The 14,192-nt window shown below is 65.1% G+C and carries 13 protein-coding genes; 9 read left to right on the forward strand and 4 right to left on the reverse strand.

All coding sequences use genetic code 11. The features are described 5' to 3' along the window. The first annotated feature begins 123 nt into the window (after nucleotides 1–123). The 4 genes from BRAGE_RS0142965 to BRAGE_RS0142980 all read left to right on the forward strand — a co-directional run bounded on the left by BRAGE_RS0142965 (nucleotide 124) and on the right by BRAGE_RS0142980 (nucleotide 3,308). A complete protein-coding gene (locus tag BRAGE_RS0142965; RefSeq protein ID WP_028146409.1) occupies nucleotides 124–873 on the forward strand; it encodes an electron transfer flavoprotein subunit beta/FixA family protein in 750 nt (249 codons plus the stop codon). Further along, nucleotides 873–1,817, forward strand: coding sequence for an electron transfer flavoprotein subunit alpha/FixB family protein (locus BRAGE_RS0142970; protein ID WP_028146504.1), 945 nt, complete (start codon nucleotides 873–875; stop codon nucleotides 1,815–1,817). Before BRAGE_RS0142965 ends, BRAGE_RS0142970 begins: the two co-directional genes overlap by 1 nt. Before the next feature lie 207 nt (nucleotides 1,818–2,024). Further along, complete coding sequence (locus BRAGE_RS0142975) at nucleotides 2,025–2,906, forward strand: 3-hydroxybutyryl-CoA dehydrogenase (RefSeq protein WP_027562812.1); 882 nt, start codon at nucleotides 2,025–2,027, stop codon at nucleotides 2,904–2,906. Between the two features lie 207 nt (nucleotides 2,907–3,113). Beyond that, entirely contained in the window at nucleotides 3,114–3,308 is a 195-nt protein-coding gene (locus BRAGE_RS0142980; protein ID WP_027562813.1) for a putative motility protein, read from the forward strand. A gap of 6 nt (nucleotides 3,309–3,314) precedes the next feature. Here the strand turns inward: BRAGE_RS0142980 and tlpA are convergent, their stop codons facing one another. Continuing rightward, complete coding sequence (tlpA, locus tag BRAGE_RS0142985) at nucleotides 3,315–3,980, reverse strand: thiol:disulfide interchange protein TlpA (RefSeq protein ID WP_027562814.1); 666 nt, start codon at nucleotides 3,978–3,980, stop codon at nucleotides 3,315–3,317. A gap of 100 nt (nucleotides 3,981–4,080) precedes the next feature. Here tlpA and argH point away from each other — a divergent pair, with 100 nt between their 5' ends. The 3 genes from argH (at nucleotide 4,081) to lysA (ending at nucleotide 7,151) form a co-directional block, all read left to right on the forward strand. Next, a complete protein-coding gene (gene argH, locus BRAGE_RS0142990) occupies nucleotides 4,081–5,478 on the forward strand; it encodes an argininosuccinate lyase (protein ID WP_027562815.1) in 1,398 nt (465 codons plus the stop codon). Nucleotides 5,479–5,571: 93 nt separating this feature from the next. Continuing rightward, entirely contained in the window at nucleotides 5,572–5,862 is a 291-nt protein-coding gene (lptM, locus tag BRAGE_RS0142995) for an LPS translocon maturation chaperone LptM (protein WP_027562816.1), read from the forward strand. 23 nt (nucleotides 5,863–5,885) lie between these two features. Then, nucleotides 5,886–7,151 carry a diaminopimelate decarboxylase gene (lysA, locus tag BRAGE_RS0143000; RefSeq protein WP_027562817.1) on the forward strand — a complete coding sequence of 422 codons (1,266 nt, stop codon included), beginning with the start codon at nucleotides 5,886–5,888 and terminating at the stop codon, nucleotides 7,149–7,151. Between the two features lie 81 nt (nucleotides 7,152–7,232). Here the strand turns inward: lysA and BRAGE_RS51190 are convergent, their stop codons facing one another. The 3 genes from BRAGE_RS51190 to BRAGE_RS0143015 form a co-directional block, all read right to left on the reverse strand. Then, on the reverse strand, nucleotides 7,233–8,984 hold the full coding sequence (locus BRAGE_RS51190) for a tannase/feruloyl esterase family alpha/beta hydrolase (RefSeq protein WP_084334800.1): 1,752 nt from the start codon (nucleotides 8,982–8,984) through the stop codon (nucleotides 7,233–7,235). A gap of 313 nt (nucleotides 8,985–9,297) precedes the next feature. Then, entirely contained in the window at nucleotides 9,298–10,206 is a 909-nt protein-coding gene (locus BRAGE_RS0143010) for an NAD(P)-dependent oxidoreductase (protein ID WP_027562818.1), read from the reverse strand. Between the two features lie 248 nt (nucleotides 10,207–10,454). Further along, nucleotides 10,455–10,838 (reverse strand): carboxymuconolactone decarboxylase family protein, encoded by a 384-nt coding sequence (locus BRAGE_RS0143015; RefSeq protein WP_027562819.1) that lies wholly within the window; start codon nucleotides 10,836–10,838, stop codon nucleotides 10,455–10,457. Between the two features lie 166 nt (nucleotides 10,839–11,004). On the opposite strand from BRAGE_RS0143015, the gene BRAGE_RS0143020 reads away from it, so the two are divergent. Together BRAGE_RS0143020 and BRAGE_RS0143025 are read left to right on the forward strand one after the other, a co-directional pair. Then, nucleotides 11,005–12,930: a TIGR02302 family protein gene (locus tag BRAGE_RS0143020; RefSeq protein WP_027562820.1), complete on the forward strand. Its 1,926-nt coding sequence runs from the start codon at nucleotides 11,005–11,007 to the stop codon at nucleotides 12,928–12,930. Next, on the forward strand, nucleotides 12,918–14,057 hold the full coding sequence (locus BRAGE_RS0143025; RefSeq protein WP_027562821.1) for a DUF4175 family protein: 1,140 nt from the start codon (nucleotides 12,918–12,920) through the stop codon (nucleotides 14,055–14,057). Before BRAGE_RS0143020 ends, BRAGE_RS0143025 begins: the two co-directional genes overlap by 13 nt. The last annotated feature ends 135 nt before the right edge of the window (nucleotides 14,058–14,192 follow it).

A 14,192-nucleotide genomic window follows, 5' to 3' on the forward strand; every position in this document is an offset into this window, starting at 1 on the left:
ATTGAGATCAGCATTTCTAAGGTCTAAAATTTGGCTCTGTCGCGCGTTGACCGGGCCGGATCAGGCCTTTAGGTTCCGCGCCAGTTGAATAACCCCCCTCCTAAATTGAGTGAAAGAGGATCGATGAAGGTCTTAGTGCCGGTAAAGCGGGTGGTCGATTACAACGTCAAGGTCCGCGTCAAGGGCGATGGATCGGGCGTTGAACTCGCCAACGTCAAAATGTCCATGAACCCGTTCGACGAGATCGCGGTCGAGGAAGCGCTGCGCCTGAAGGAAGGCGGCAAGGCGACCGAGGTCGTGGTGGTCTCCATCGGACCGGCGCAGGCGTCGGAGACGATCCGTACCGGTCTTGCCATGGGCGCCGATCGCGGCATCCTGGTGAAGGCCGAGGGCAACGTCGAGCCGCTCGCCGTCGCCAAGATCCTGAAGAAGGTTGCTGAAGAGGAGCAGCCGGGCCTGATCATCCTCGGCAAGCAGGCGATCGACGACGACAGCAACCAGACCGGCCAGATGCTGGCCGCGCTGCTCGGCTGGTCGCAAGCGACCTTCGCCTCGAAGCTCGAGGTCGAAGGTTCGGACTTCAAGGTCACGCGCGAAGTCGACGGCGGCCTGCAGACCGTGAAGCTGAAGGGACCGGCGATCGTCACCACAGACCTTCGCCTCAACGAGCCGCGCTATGCCTCGCTGCCCAACATCATGAAGGCGAAGAAGAAGCCGATCGCGGAGAAGGCCGTCGCCGATTACGGCGTCGACGTCACCGCGCGTCTCGAGGTTCTCAAGACGACTGAACCGGCGGGCCGCAAGGCGGGCGTCAAGGTGAAGGACGTCGCCGAGCTGGTGTCGAAACTCAAGAACGAAGCCGGGGTGCTCTGATGACGACGCTTCTGATTGCCGAACACGACAATGCGTCGTTGAAGGATGCGACCAACAAGGCCCTGACCGCGGCTGCCGCGCTCGGCGCGGACGTCGAGGTGCTGGTGGCCGGCCAGAACGCCAAGGCCGCGGCGGACGCCGCTGCCAAGCTCGCCGGCGTCAAGAAGGTGCTGCTCGCCGACGGCGAGACCTATGCGCACGATCTCGCCGAGCCGCTGGCCGCGCTGATCGTCTCGCTGGCGCCGTCCTATGACGCGATCGTCGCGCCCGCGACCTCGCGCTTCAAGAACGTGATGCCGCGTGTCGCAGCCCTGCTCGACGTCATGCAGGTCTCGGAGATCATCAAGGTGGTCGCGCCCGATACCTATGAGCGTCCGATCTATGCCGGCAACGCCATCCAGACGGTGAAGTCGAAGGACGCCAAGAAGGTCATCACGGTCCGCACCTCCACCTTCGCCGCTGCCGGTGAAGGCGGCAGCGCGCCGGTCGAGAGCGTTGCTGCGGCGGCCGATCCGGGCCTGTCGACCTTCGTCGGCGAGGAAGTCGCCAAGAGCGACCGTCCGGAGCTGACCTCGGCCAAGATCATCGTCTCCGGTGGCCGTGCCATGCAGAGCCGCGAGAACTTCGCCAAGTACATCGAGCCGCTGGCCGACAAGCTCGGCGCCGGCGTCGGTGCCTCGCGCGCAGCGGTGGACGCCGGCTATGCCCCGAACGACTGGCAGGTCGGCCAGACCGGCAAGGTGGTGGCCCCCGAGCTCTATGTCGCGGTGGGCATTTCCGGCGCGATCCAGCATCTGGCCGGAATGAAGGACTCCAAGGTGATCGTCGCGATCAACAAGGACGAGGACGCGCCGATCTTCCAGGTCGCCGACTACGGCCTGGTCGCCGACCTCTACCAGGCGGTTCCGGAGCTGACGGCCGAACTCGGTAAGCTCGGCAAGTAAACGCGTTAAAAACACCGGCCGGAGGCATAAACTCCGGCCGGTTTTTCTTTTTCGAGGCGTTTTCTTTGGCGTGGGGCACGCCTTCGAAGCGATCCAATCTAGGTTTCGAGCCCGGGTTCTGATTAAATCGGCTTCTGGTCAAATCAGACCTCCCGGCTCAGGGGATAGGCAGGGCGCGATCTGCGCGCCGTTCCGGTGGATGACATTATGGCGGCAGTGATCAAGAAGGTCGGCGTGATCGGCGCGGGTCAGATGGGCAATGGCATCGCGCATGTCGCGGCGCTGGCCGGCTTCGACGTGGTGCTCAACGACGTTTCGGCCGACCGCCTCAAGTCGGGCATGGCCACCATCAACGGCAATCTGGCACGCCAGGTCTCCAAGAAGGCCGTGACCGAGGACGACAAGGCCAAGGCGGTCGCGCGCATCAAGCTCGCCGAGAAGCTGGACGACCTCGCCGACTGCGACCTCGTGATCGAGACCGCGGTCGAGAAGGAAGAGGTCAAGCGCAAGATCTTCCATGAGCTCTGCGCGATCTTGAAGCCGGAGGCGATCGTCGCCTCCGACACCTCGTCGATCTCGATCACCCGGCTCGCCGCCGCCACCGACCGGCCCGAGCGCTTCATCGGCATTCACTTCATGAATCCGGTGCCGCTGATGGAGCTGGTCGAGCTGATCCGTGGCATCGCCACTGACGATGCGACCTTCGATGCGTCCAAGGAATTCGTCGCCAAGCTCGGCAAGCAGGTCGCCGTCTCCGAGGATTTCCCGGCCTTCATCGTCAACCGCATCCTGCTGCCGATGATCAACGAGGCGATCTACACGCTGTATGAAGGCGTCGGCAATGTCGAGGCGATCGACGCGGCGATGAAGCTCGGCGCCCATCATCCGATGGGTCCGCTGGAGCTTGCCGATTTCATCGGCCTCGATACCTGCCTGTCGATCATGCAGGTGCTGCACGAGGGCCTCGCCGACTCCAAGTACCGCCCGTGCCCGCTGCTGGTGAAATACGTCGAGGCCGGTTGGCTTGGCCGCAAGACCCAGCGCGGCTTCTACGACTACCGCGGCGCCAAGCCGGTTCCGACGCGCTGATCCAATTCTCCAGTACTGTAGGGTGGGCAAAGGCGCGCAGCGCAGTGCCCACCGTCCCCCTTTTGATCACACGATGGAATTGGTGGGCACGCTTCGCTTTGCCCACCCTACGGCACTATCGCCCTGCGGACGTGCATCCGCCCAGTGACAATTCATGTCCCGTTAACCGCTCGCCTCTAGGCTGCGCCCGGTACGAGGGTTCGCGTAATGGACATGATGGCAATGGTCAGCACCATGCTGGCCGCACAGCAAGGCGCGCTGCAATCGAATATCGCGGCGACGCTGACCAAGCAGAACATGGACATGGAGAAATCCACGGTCCTGACGCTGCTTGGCGCCGGTCAGCCCTCCCTCGCCAATGTTGGCCCCGGCGTCGGCGGCAACCTCAACGTCACGGCCTGAAAACGCTTAAAGCGACGCGGCGGCCTTGCCGGTCGCGGCCCGGAGCAGCTTGAGCGCGTCCTCGCTCGCCCATTCCGCCGGCCCGGCGATCGTCGCGATTTCGCAGCCCTGCGGGTCGACCAGCACCGAGGTCGGCATGCCCAGCGCCCGGCCTATGGCCTTAAGATCTTGGAAAACCTTGGCTTTCTGGTCGTTGAAGTAGCCGAGCCGGGTCAGATTGGCCTCTTTCAGGAAGGTTTTCGGCTTCTCCGGGTCGCGGGTGTCGATATTGATCGCCACGACCTCGAAATTCGGGCCCGACAGCTTGCCCTGGAGCTCGTCCAGCGCCGGCATCTCCTTCCGGCACGGCACGCACCAGGTGGCCCAGAGGTTCACCAGCAGCGTCTTGCCGCGGAAATCCGAGAGCTTCTTCGGCTTGCCGTCGGCATCCTCGAAGGTGAGGTCGGGCAGCTTCAGGGGCGCGCTGGCCATGGTCAGGGCGGCCAGCTCGCCATGGGCGAGCGGGGCGATCTTCTGGGCCGTGGCCACCGCCGGCTTGCAGGTCGGATCGCCTGAAGGCGCCCGGCTCAGGCCCAGCCCGTACAGCGCGGCGAAGCCGGCGAGGCCACCGACCACGACGGTGGCGATGACGATGGGGATCCGGCGCGTGGCGGAGGGCTTCTTGTCGAGCATATCGTTTGTCATCCGGTCGCAGATATGGCTATCAGGGGCCTCTTAATACGGCTGGCAGCTGTCAGCAAACATGCGGCAAGCAGGACGTGAGCAGGGGATCATGAGCAACAAGATGTGGGGCGGCCGGTTCTCGGAACGTCCCGATGAGATCATGGAAGAGATCAACGTCTCCATCGACGTCGATCGTCACCTCTTCGCCCAGGACATTGCCGCGTCCAAGGCCCACGCCGCGATGTTGGCCAGCCAGGGCATCATCACGGCTTCTGATGCGAAAAATATCGGCAAGGGTCTAGACACGATCTTGTCAGAGATCGGCAAGGGCGACTTCACGTTCAAGCGCGCGCTCGAAGATATCCATATGAACGTCGAGAGCCGCCTGTCCGAGCTGATCGGTCCCGCCGCCGGCCGCCTGCATACCGCGCGCTCGCGCAACGACCAGGTCGCGACCGACTTCCGTCTCTATGTCCGTGACATCGTCGACGAGACCGACGCCGCGCTCGCGGAGTTCCAGCAGGCGCTGGTGGAGCGCGCGCTGGAGCATGCCGGCACCGTGATGCCCGGCTTCACGCATCTGCAGACCGCGCAACCCGTCACCTTCGGCCATCATCTGCTCGCCTATGTCGAGATGGCCGCGCGCGACCGCGGCCGTTTCCAGGACGCGCGCAAGCGGCTCAATGAATCCCCGCTCGGTGCCGCCGCGCTCGCCGGCACCTCGTTCCCGATCGACCGCCATGCCACCGCGAAGGCGCTTCTCTTCGATCGCCCGATGGCGAACTCGCTCGATGCGGTTTCCGATCGCGACTTCGTGCTGGAGACGTTGTCGGCGGCCTCGATCTGCGCCGTGCACATGTCGCGCTTTGCCGAGGAGATCGTGATCTGGACCTCGCCGCTGGTCGGGCTGATCCGCCTCAGCGACAAGTTCACCACAGGCTCCTCGATCATGCCGCAGAAGCGCAATCCGGATGCCGCCGAACTCGTGCGCGCCAAGACCGGTCGCGTCATCGGTGCGCTCAACGGCCTCCTGATCGTGATGAAGGGCCTGCCGCTCGCCTACCAAAAGGACATGCAGGAGGACAAGCAGGGCGCCATGGAGGGCTTTGCCGCGCTGTCGCTGGCGATCCGCGCCATGACCGGCATGGTCCGCGACCTCGTGCCCGACGAGGCCAAGATGAAGGCTGCCGCGGGCGAGGGCTATGCCACCGCGACGGACCTTGCCGACTGGCTGGTGCGGACGCTGAAGATGCCGTTCCGCGACGCCCACCACGTCACCGGCCGCATCGTCGCCAAGGCCGCCGAGGGCGGCGTGGCGCTGCACGAGCTGCCGCTCAAGGAGATGCAGGCGATCGAGCCCAAGATCACCAAGGATGTGCTCGCCGTGCTCTCGGTCGAATCGTCGGTGAAGAGCCGGACCAGCTTCGGCGGCACCGCGCCGAAGAACGTGGCGTCGCAGGCAAAGAGCTGGGCGAAGCGGCTGGAAAAAGAGCGAAAATTGGGCTGAGGGCAAAATTTCGCTTATGTTTCATGGTCATCCGGCTCTCGCCAGAGCGCGCCAATCTCTGTATGGTGCGCGCCGCGTAGTGGGGATTTCGTCGTGACGTCAAAGTTTCGCCCGGCCGGCTCGGGGTGGGCCATCATTGTCTTGAGCCTGACGGCGCTCGCGCTGGCCGGCTGCGGCCGCAAGGGCCCGCTGGATCTGCCGCCGACCGCCTCCAGCGCGTCCACGGCCAATATCGCAGCGCCGACCGACACCGAGATCGAAGCCCAGAAGACGCCGAGCGTGTTCAACCCCACCTATGGTGCGGATGCTGCGCCGGCGGCGCCCAAGGGCACCAAGAAATCGTTTATCCTCGACCCGCTCCTGGACGAAAGACCCAGCCGGTAGGCTGGCGCAACCGAGCCAACGCCATGAACCATTTCGACTACCGCAACGGCGTGCTGCACGCCGAGGCGGTGAACCTGTCCGAGCTGGCCGCAACCATCGGCACGCCGTTCTACTGCTATTCGACCGCGACGCTGGAGCGGCACTACCGCGTCTTCACCGACGCCTTCGCCGGCGAGAAGGTGCTGGTCTGCTACGCCATGAAGGCGAACTCCAACCAGTCCGTGCTGCGCACGCTGGCCAAGCTCGGGGCCGGCGCCGACGTCGTCTCCGGCGGTGAGCTGAAGCGCGCGCTGGCCGCGGGCATTCCCGGCGGCAAGATCGTGTTCTCCGGCGTCGGCAAGACGGAGGCGGAGCTGCGCGCGGCGCTCGCCGCCGACATCCTCTGCCTCAACATCGAATCCGAGCCGGAGCTCGAGCTGCTCTCGCGCCTTGCGACCGAGATGGGCAAGACCGCGCGCATCTCCGTGCGCGTCAATCCCGACGTCGATGCCGGCACGCACGCAAAGATCTCGACCGGCAAGTCCGAGAACAAGTTCGGCATCCCGATCGCCTATGCCCGCGAGGTCTATGCCCGCGCCGCCAAGCTGCCGGGCATCGAGGTGACCGGCACCGACGTCCATATCGGCAGCCAGATCACCGATCTGTCCAAGATGGAGACCGCGTTCCGCATCCTCTCCGAATTCGTGCAGACGCTGCGCAGCGACGGCCACAACATCTCCCACGTCGATTTCGGCGGCGGGCTCGGCATTCCCTATTACATGGACCGCGACGCGCCGCCGGCGCCCGATGCCTATGCCGCCATGGTCAAGCGCGTCAGCCACAATCTCGGCTGCACGCTGATGTTCGAGCCGGGCCGCATGATCGTCGGTAATGCCGGCATCCTCGTCGCCAAGGTGATCTATGTGAAGCACGGCGACGGCAAGAACTTCGTCATTATCGATGCCGCGATGAACGATCTGATCCGCCCGACGCTGTATGAGGCCCATCACGATATCCTGCCGGTGATGCAGCCGGCCAAGGGCGCCACCACCATCATGGCCGATGTGGTCGGCCCGGTCTGCGAGACCGGCGACTATCTCGCGCTCGACCGCACGCTGCCGACGCCGAAGGCGGGCGATCTCCTCGCCATCATGACCGCGGGTGCCTACGGTGCGGTGCAGGCCGGCACCTACAACACGCGGCCGCTGGTGCCCGAGGTGCTGGTGAAGGACGACCAATACGCCGTGGTCCGCCCGCGCGTGGAGGTCGAGCAATTGATCGCGATGGACACGCCAGCGCCGTGGCTGTGAGCCACGCCATCGTCGCGCGAAAATCCGCATCTGAGGGATAGCAGGGCCGGCGAGCATGTGCTTGCCGGTCCTGCCTGTATGTCACGGCCCGTATTTCGGAGCCGGCTTCTGATTGAAGTCGTTCTCGTCGGTGATGCAGGTGAAGTTCGCGGCAATGCTGGTGCTGCCGCTGCCGTTGTATTTCGCGACCTTGGGGAAGACGCAGAGCGGCCGCGTCATCTGCACCGCCGGCGGCGTGTCATCGACGAACTTGGTGGCGAGGATCGTGTCCGGGGCGACCCCGGCCTCGACCCATTTGACAAGCGGTGTGAGCGCATCGAACGTGTTGGGACCGGGCCCGCCCGAGCAGTGATACATCCCGGGCACCATGAACAGCCGCGCATAGCTCTGGGTCCGTCGCAGCGCCGGATTGCCAGGTCCATTGCCATGTCCGTTGTCATGATCGAAGAACCCGACCGGCTGGAAGCCCTGACCTTCATTCCCCACCAGCGCGAGGAAATAATTGATGCTGCTCTGTGACGGAATCAGCGGGTCGGCCCAGCCGTGATACATCAAGAGCTTGCCGCCGTGCTCGCGGAACTCGCTGAGATCGGTGCTGGTTGCGTTCAGCACCGCCGCAAGCTGGTCGTCGACTTTTGCGATGTCGTGGTGGAAGTCGAAATTGGCAAAATTGGTTGGGCTTGAAGGATAGCCGAAGCTTGGGCCGAACACCCAGTAGAACAGGCCGTCGAAGGCCGGCTCAGGGAGACGCTCCTGGAACGCGAGGCCAAGTGCGCGGATGTCGTCGGTCTCGTTGCCGCGCTGGGAGCCCGGATTGATGATCTGCCCGTTCACCGGGTCGATCGTGCCGGCATAATAGCGCTGCATGGTCGTGACCTGCTCCGAGGTCAGGCACGCAGGCGGCGCGTTGCCACCTTTGCAGAGCAGGACCTTCGGATCGAAACGGCAATCGCGCGGATCGATCAGGAACTGGTCGGTCTTGGCGCCGCCGTCCTGGCCGACGCATTGCTTGAGCACGGCCTGGTTGATCAGCGTCATCTGGCCGGTCTGGATGAACCGGCCCGGGGTCGCATGCGCGTTCTGCCAGCTGTAGAGCCCGGCCATGTGCAGGTGGGTGCGGTTGAACGCGGCTGCGCCCGCCAGGATGCCGTCGTAATCGTTGGGGAAGCGCTGCGCCTCCATCAGGGCGTTCTGGCCGCCGGTCGAGCAGCCGGCGAAATAGGCCCTTTGCGGCCGCTGCCCGTAGAACGCGTTGGCGATTTCCTTGCCGCGGACGGTCATCAGATGGATCGCGCGATAGCCGAAATCCTTGATCCGCTCGGGATGCCCGAACAGGCCGGTCGATGGCGCCGCCGGATCGCCGAATTGAATGGCGAGCGGATTGCCCATGTTGCCGGCCGAGCCGCAGAACAGCGGGTTGCATCCCGAAGACCCGGTGCCGAGATCGCTGTTGGTCGCGGCAAAGCCGGCCTGGATGCCGCTGGCGAGCTCGCTATAGGTGATCACGCCTTGGAAGCCGCCGCCGCCGGTGCCGAGGAACCTGCCGTTCCAGTTGGTTTCGGGCAGCCAGACTTCGATCTTGATGCTGGAATCAGAACTCGGGACCAGGGTCGCGGTGACGCGGCAGAACGCGGGAAGGCCGGTGATCGGGCTCGCGCCAGGCGGCACGAAGGTGCCGGTCGTGTTGTCGTCCGCCGAATTGATCACCGTGTGCTGGAGTTGCAAGGATCGAAGATTAGTGCACGCCGTCGCCATTGCGGGCGAAGTACCGATTGCGACACAGGCAAACAGGGCCATGGTCGCACCGACAAGTAAGTGTCGATGACGCTTCATTCCGTCCTCCCTGATTTTTTTGCAGGCTAGAGAGGACAGGATAACTTACAAAGATTACAACTCAAGGGTGAATGGAGACGTAGAGCAAATAACAGCAAGCTCGCGTTTTGGTTGTGCGGGCTGTGCGGGGCGACGGTGAGCGCGACGCCGGCTCAACAAAGTTGGTCGTCCCTGCGAACGCAGGGACCCATAGCCACAGGGAGGAGTTTGGCGCGACGCTGAGAACTCCGAGTCTTCGCCAAACTCCCGCCTGTGGTTATGGGTCCCGGGTTCGCGCTTTGCGCGCCCCGGGACGACGGCGGAGAACGCAACACTACTTTCCGGCCAATCCGCCGGTCTTCCCGCCGACCACGACGCCCGCCTTCTTCTCGATCGGCTTGATCGCCGCGGTGAAATCGGACTCGGCGCCTTCCGCAGCTATCACGGTCTCCCACAAACGTCCGACCGCGTCCGCAACCTCCATCGACAGGCCAAGGTGCTTCATCTCCTCCAGCGCGAGCCGCACGTCCTTCACCATCAATCCCGTGGCGAAGCCGAAGTCGAACGTTCGCGGCAGCACCGAGCCCGGAAACTTGTCGCGGCTCGCGGTGTTCATGCCCGAGCCGGCATTGATGACGTCGATCATCACGGCGGGATCGAGCCCGGCTTTGACGCCCATCACCACCGCTTCCGACGTCGCCACCATCGCTGTGGCCGACAGGAAATTGTTGGCGAGCTTCATGGTCTGCGCCGCGCCGGGCTTCTCGCCGATGAAGAACACTTTTCCGATCACGTCGAGCGCCGGCTTGAGCAGCTCGAACTCGGCCTTCGGCCCCGACACCATCACCGCCAGCGTGCCCTTCTCGGCGCCGCCGACGCCACCGGACACCGGGCAGTCGATCTGCACGATGTTCCGCTTGGCGAGCAAGCCGTGAATTTTCACTGCCATCGCCGAGCCGACGGTGGAGAGATCGATGAAGCGCTTTGCACGCTTGCCCTCGATCACGCCATTGGCGCCCGTCGCGACCTCGAGCGATGCCTGCAGCGAGGGCAGGCTCGCCATCACGGTCTCGACCTGGTCGGCGACGTCCTTCGGCGATGCCGCAGCCGTTGCGCCGCGCGCCACCAGTCCGTCCGTGACCTCCTTGCGCGTGTCGAACACGACGAGCTTGTGGCCGGCCTCGATCAACCGCCGCGCCATCGGGAAACCCATGTTTCCGAGGCCGATGAATCCGATGTCCATGGTGTTTCCTTGTTTCTTCTTGGTTGCTGTGAAAGATTCTCGTTCCATCCTCGCTGTCGTCCCGGACAAGCGCGCCTTAGGCGCGCGCCGATCCGGGACCGATAACCACAGGGAGGAGTCGTCGTGCCGAAGCGTTCACTCCGAGTCCCCGCAACCACATCTTCCTGTGGCTATGGGTCCCGGATCTGCGCTTCGCTTGTCCGGGACGACGGAGGTGAGGGCGTTGCGTCCCTGACCTCGCTCGCCCTTCACGCCTTCCCGTCGATCTCCGCGAACACCTCGCGCGCGATGCGAAAACTGTCGACGGCGGCGGGCATGCCGCCATAGATCGCGACCTGCATCAGGATCTCGCGGATCTCGTCGCGCGTGACGCCGTTGGTCAGCGCGCCCTTCAGATGCGCGCGAAACTCGTGCTGGCGGTTGAGGATCGCGATCATCGCGATGTTGAGCATGCTGCGGGTCTTGCGCGGCAGCTCCTCGCGGCCCCACACCGTGCCCCAGCAATATTCGTTGAGCATCTCCTGGAACGGGCGGTTGAAATCATCAACGTTCTTCAGGGCATTGTTGACATAGGTCTCGCCCAGCACCGCTTTGCGGACTTCCAGGCCCTTGTCGTGCATCTTCTTGTCCATGGCGTTTCCTCATCTCTCCCTCGGGGATGGCGCGGAAATTACGGGGTTGCATCAAGCCAGTCACGTCCTCGTGTTATGCGGGAAAAGGGGTGTCTCCCGTACAGGAACGGATGCCTCAGTGCTGCCGTTGTGGTAGGCTTCTCTACCGGGCAACCTGGAGAGTTGATTGAACGGCGTCACCCCCGACCCGTCAGACCCGATCCGCAACAGTGACGCTCTGTCGCGGCTGAAGCTGGCGCAGGCCCTTGATCGGGCCCTTTATGCCATCGCGTGGGAGCGTGCCTGGCCAAATCTGGCGCGGCTTCTGACCGTCGTCGGCCTGTTCCTGGCCCTGTCCTGGGCCGGGCTATGGCTGACGTTGCCGTTCGTCGCGCGTGCCATCGGCCTCGTCATTTTCGCCGGCCTCGCGATTGCCGCGCTGTTGCCGCTGGTTCGTTTCCGCTGGCCGAGCCGCGAGGAGGCGCTCGCCCGGCTCGATCGCGGCTCCGGCATTCGTCACCGCCCGGCGACCACGCTGACGGATACGCTGAGCTCGCAGGATCCTGTCGCGCAGGCGTTGTGGCAGGCGCAGCGCGAGCGCACGCTGGCCTCGCTCAAGCGCATCCGCGCCGGTCTGCCGCATCCGCGCCTCGCCGTCCACGATCCCTGGGCGCTGCGCGCGCTGGTGATGGTGTTGCTGGTTGCGACCTTCTTCGCCGCCGGCGACGAACGTGCGATGCGGCTTGGTGCCGCCTTCGACTGGAACGGTGTGCTGGCGCCGACGAATGTCCGCGTCGATGCCTGGGTCACCCCGCCGCTCTACACCGGCAAGCCGCCGGTGATTCTGTCTGCCGCCAACAAGGAGGCTGCGGCGCTGCCGGCCTCGGGCCCGCTCGCCGTTCCCGCCGGCTCGACCCTGATCGTGCGCTCCTCGGGCGGCAGCCTCGATGTCACCGTCTCCGGTGGCCTGAAGGAGGTCGCTCCCACCGAGGCCACGCCCAAGGGCACCAACGAAAAGCATTTCGCCATCACCGGCGACGGCAACGCGCATGTTCGCGCGCCCTCGGGGCAACCGCAATGGGCCTTCACGGCGACGCCGGACCATCCGCCGACCATCGCGCTCGCCAAGGATCCGGAGCGTCAGGCCCGCGGCGGGCTCCAGCTCTCCTACAAGATCGAGGATGATTACGGCGTCACCGGCGCCGAAGCGCAAATCGGCCTGCGTCCCGCCGATGCCAAGGACGGCGGCAAGAATGGCGCGGCCGCGCGGCCGCTGTTCCAGCCGCCGAAATTCCCGCTGGTGCTGCCGAATGCGCGCACCCGCAACGGCGTCGGCCAGACGGTGAAGGACCTCAGCGAGGATCCCTATGCCGGCGCCGACGTGACGCTGACACTGACCGCGAAGGATGAGGCCGGCAACGAGGCGAAGAGCGACCCCTTCAACATGCGCCTGCCCGAGCGTCTGTTCACCAACTCGCTCGCGCGCGCGCTGATCGAGCAGCGCCGCATCCTCGCGCTCGACGCCAACAAGAATTCCGAGGTCTACGCGGCGCTGGACGCGCTGATGATCGCGCCCGAATTGTTCACGCCGGATGCCGGCTGCTATCTCGGCCTGCGCAGCCTGGCGTCGCAGCTCGAGGCGGCCCGCACCGATGACGCGCTGCGCGAGGTGGTGTCGAGCATGTGGGCGTTCGCGACCACCATCGAGGACGACGGCGTCGCCGGCAGCGTCAACGCCGCGCTGCGCGCGGCGCAGGACGCGCTCAAGCACGCGCTGGAACGCGGCGCCAGCGAGGACGAGATCCGGGTGCTGACGCAGAAGCTGCGCGAGGCCATGGCCGGCAAGGTGCGCGATCTCGCCCGGCGCGCCGAGCAGAATCCGCTCGGAGCCCGGCAGCCGTTCCCTGCGGAGGTTCAGCTCATCCTCGACAAGGCGATCGAGCTGCGACAGAAGACCCAGCAAGCCACGCCCGAGCAGCTCGAAGAGCTGGCGCAGCAGCAGGACGCCTTGCGTCAGCAGCTTCAGGCCTATCGGAAGTCGGCGAACAGCCGGGCCAACAAGGGCGAGGACGGGGCCAACCAGTTTACGCGGGACCGGAAATGCGGAAGCTAGCGCGCGTGCCAGTCTTGAAGGCGATCTCGATCGCCTGCTTCGCCTTCCTGTTGGGAAGCGTCGTGCCTGCCGCTGCCCAGCTGGATCAGGATCCTGACGCGCTGCTCGACAGCGCGGAAAAGGCGATGCAGGATTCCGGCGACAGCCTGCGGCAGAAGGAATCCGGCAAGAGCCTGAACAACCAGTCCGATGCGATCCAGCGGCTCGAGGAATACAAGCGCGCGACCGAACGCAGCCAGTCCTCCAATCGCGATCGCTCCGTCATAACGCAGCGCGATCTCGACGATCTCCTGAAGCAGATCGAGAAAGCCGCGCGCGAAGGCAATAAAGAAGCCGCCCAGCGTCTGCTCGAGCAGCTGGCGCAGATCATGGAAAACCTCCAGATGGCGCAGCCCGGGCAATCCGGCGACAGCGAGATGGAGCAAGCGCTGAACGAGCTCAGCGACATGATCCGCAAGCAGCAGCAATTGCGCGACAAGACCTTCAAGCAGGGTCAGGACTCCCGGCGCGATCGTTCGCGCGGCAAGCAGGGCGATCAGTCGATGTCCGACCTGCAGCAGGACCAGCAGGCGCTGCGCGACCGCCTGAAGAAGCTTCAGGACCAGCTCGCCAAGCGCGGCCTCATGCAGAAGGGGCAAAAGGGTCAGAATCAGAAAGGCCAGCAGGGTCAGCAGGGCGACCAGGGGCAGCCCGGCCAGGATGGCGATCAGGACGGTGATGACGATGGCGGTCTGGACGCTGCCGACGGCGCCATGGGCGACGCCGGCTCGAAGCTCGGCGAGGGCAATGCCGACGGCGCCGTGGACTCCCAGGGCAAGGCCCTCGAGGCCTTGCGCAAGGGCGCGCAGAAGATGGCCGAAGCGATGCAGCAGGGCGACGGCGAGGGCCAGGGCGACGGCCCCGGCAACCGCGCCGGCCGTCAGCAGAACGGCAGCAACCAGACCGATCCGCTCGGCCGTCCGCTCCATGGCCGCGATCTCAGCGACGACTACACGGTCAAGATCCCCGGCGAGATCGATGCGCAGCGCGTCCGCCGCATCCTCGAAGAGCTCCGCCGCCGCCTCGGCGATCCCTCGCGCCCGCAGATCGAGCTCGACTATATCGAGCGGCTGCTGAAGGATTTTTGAGGGACGGTGTCATCGCCCGCGCAGGTGGGCGATCCAGTATTCCAGAGGCCATCGTTCAAGAGCTCGCTCTCGCCACACCTGCCGCAGCGTACTGGATGCCCCGGTCACGCCGGGGCATGACGCCGGTGTGTGGGG

It is taken from the genome of Bradyrhizobium genosp. SA-4 str. CB756 (genome assembly GCF_000473125.1).
Taxonomy (GTDB): Bacteria; Pseudomonadota; Alphaproteobacteria; order Rhizobiales; family Xanthobacteraceae; genus Bradyrhizobium; species Bradyrhizobium arachidis.

What these genes read in the sequence shown, in the direction of transcription:
- BRAGE_RS0142965 (WP_028146409.1), top strand. Translation starts at nt 124, where the DNA reads ATGAAGGTCTTAGTGCCGGTAAAGCGGGTGGTCGATTACAACGTCAAG.
- BRAGE_RS0142970 (WP_028146504.1), top strand. Translation starts at nt 873, where the DNA reads ATGACGACGCTTCTGATTGCCGAACACGACAATGCGTCGTTGAAGGAT.
- BRAGE_RS0142975 (WP_027562812.1), top strand. Translation starts at nt 2,025, where the DNA reads ATGGCGGCAGTGATCAAGAAGGTCGGCGTGATCGGCGCGGGTCAGATG.
- BRAGE_RS0142980 (WP_027562813.1), top strand. Translation starts at nt 3,114, where the DNA reads ATGGACATGATGGCAATGGTCAGCACCATGCTGGCCGCACAGCAAGGC.
- tlpA (WP_027562814.1), bottom strand. Translation starts at nt 3,980, where the DNA reads ATGCTCGACAAGAAGCCCTCCGCCACGCGCCGGATCCCCATCGTCATC.
- argH (WP_027562815.1), top strand. Translation starts at nt 4,081, where the DNA reads ATGAGCAACAAGATGTGGGGCGGCCGGTTCTCGGAACGTCCCGATGAG.
- lysA (WP_027562817.1), top strand. Translation starts at nt 5,886, where the DNA reads ATGAACCATTTCGACTACCGCAACGGCGTGCTGCACGCCGAGGCGGTG.
- BRAGE_RS51190 (WP_084334800.1), bottom strand. Translation starts at nt 8,984, where the DNA reads ATGAAGCGTCATCGACACTTACTTGTCGGTGCGACCATGGCCCTGTTT.
- BRAGE_RS0143010 (WP_027562818.1), bottom strand. Translation starts at nt 10,206, where the DNA reads ATGGACATCGGATTCATCGGCCTCGGAAACATGGGTTTCCCGATGGCG.
- BRAGE_RS0143015 (WP_027562819.1), bottom strand. Translation starts at nt 10,838, where the DNA reads ATGGACAAGAAGATGCACGACAAGGGCCTGGAAGTCCGCAAAGCGGTG.
- BRAGE_RS0143025 (WP_027562821.1), top strand. Translation starts at nt 12,918, where the DNA reads ATGCGGAAGCTAGCGCGCGTGCCAGTCTTGAAGGCGATCTCGATCGCC.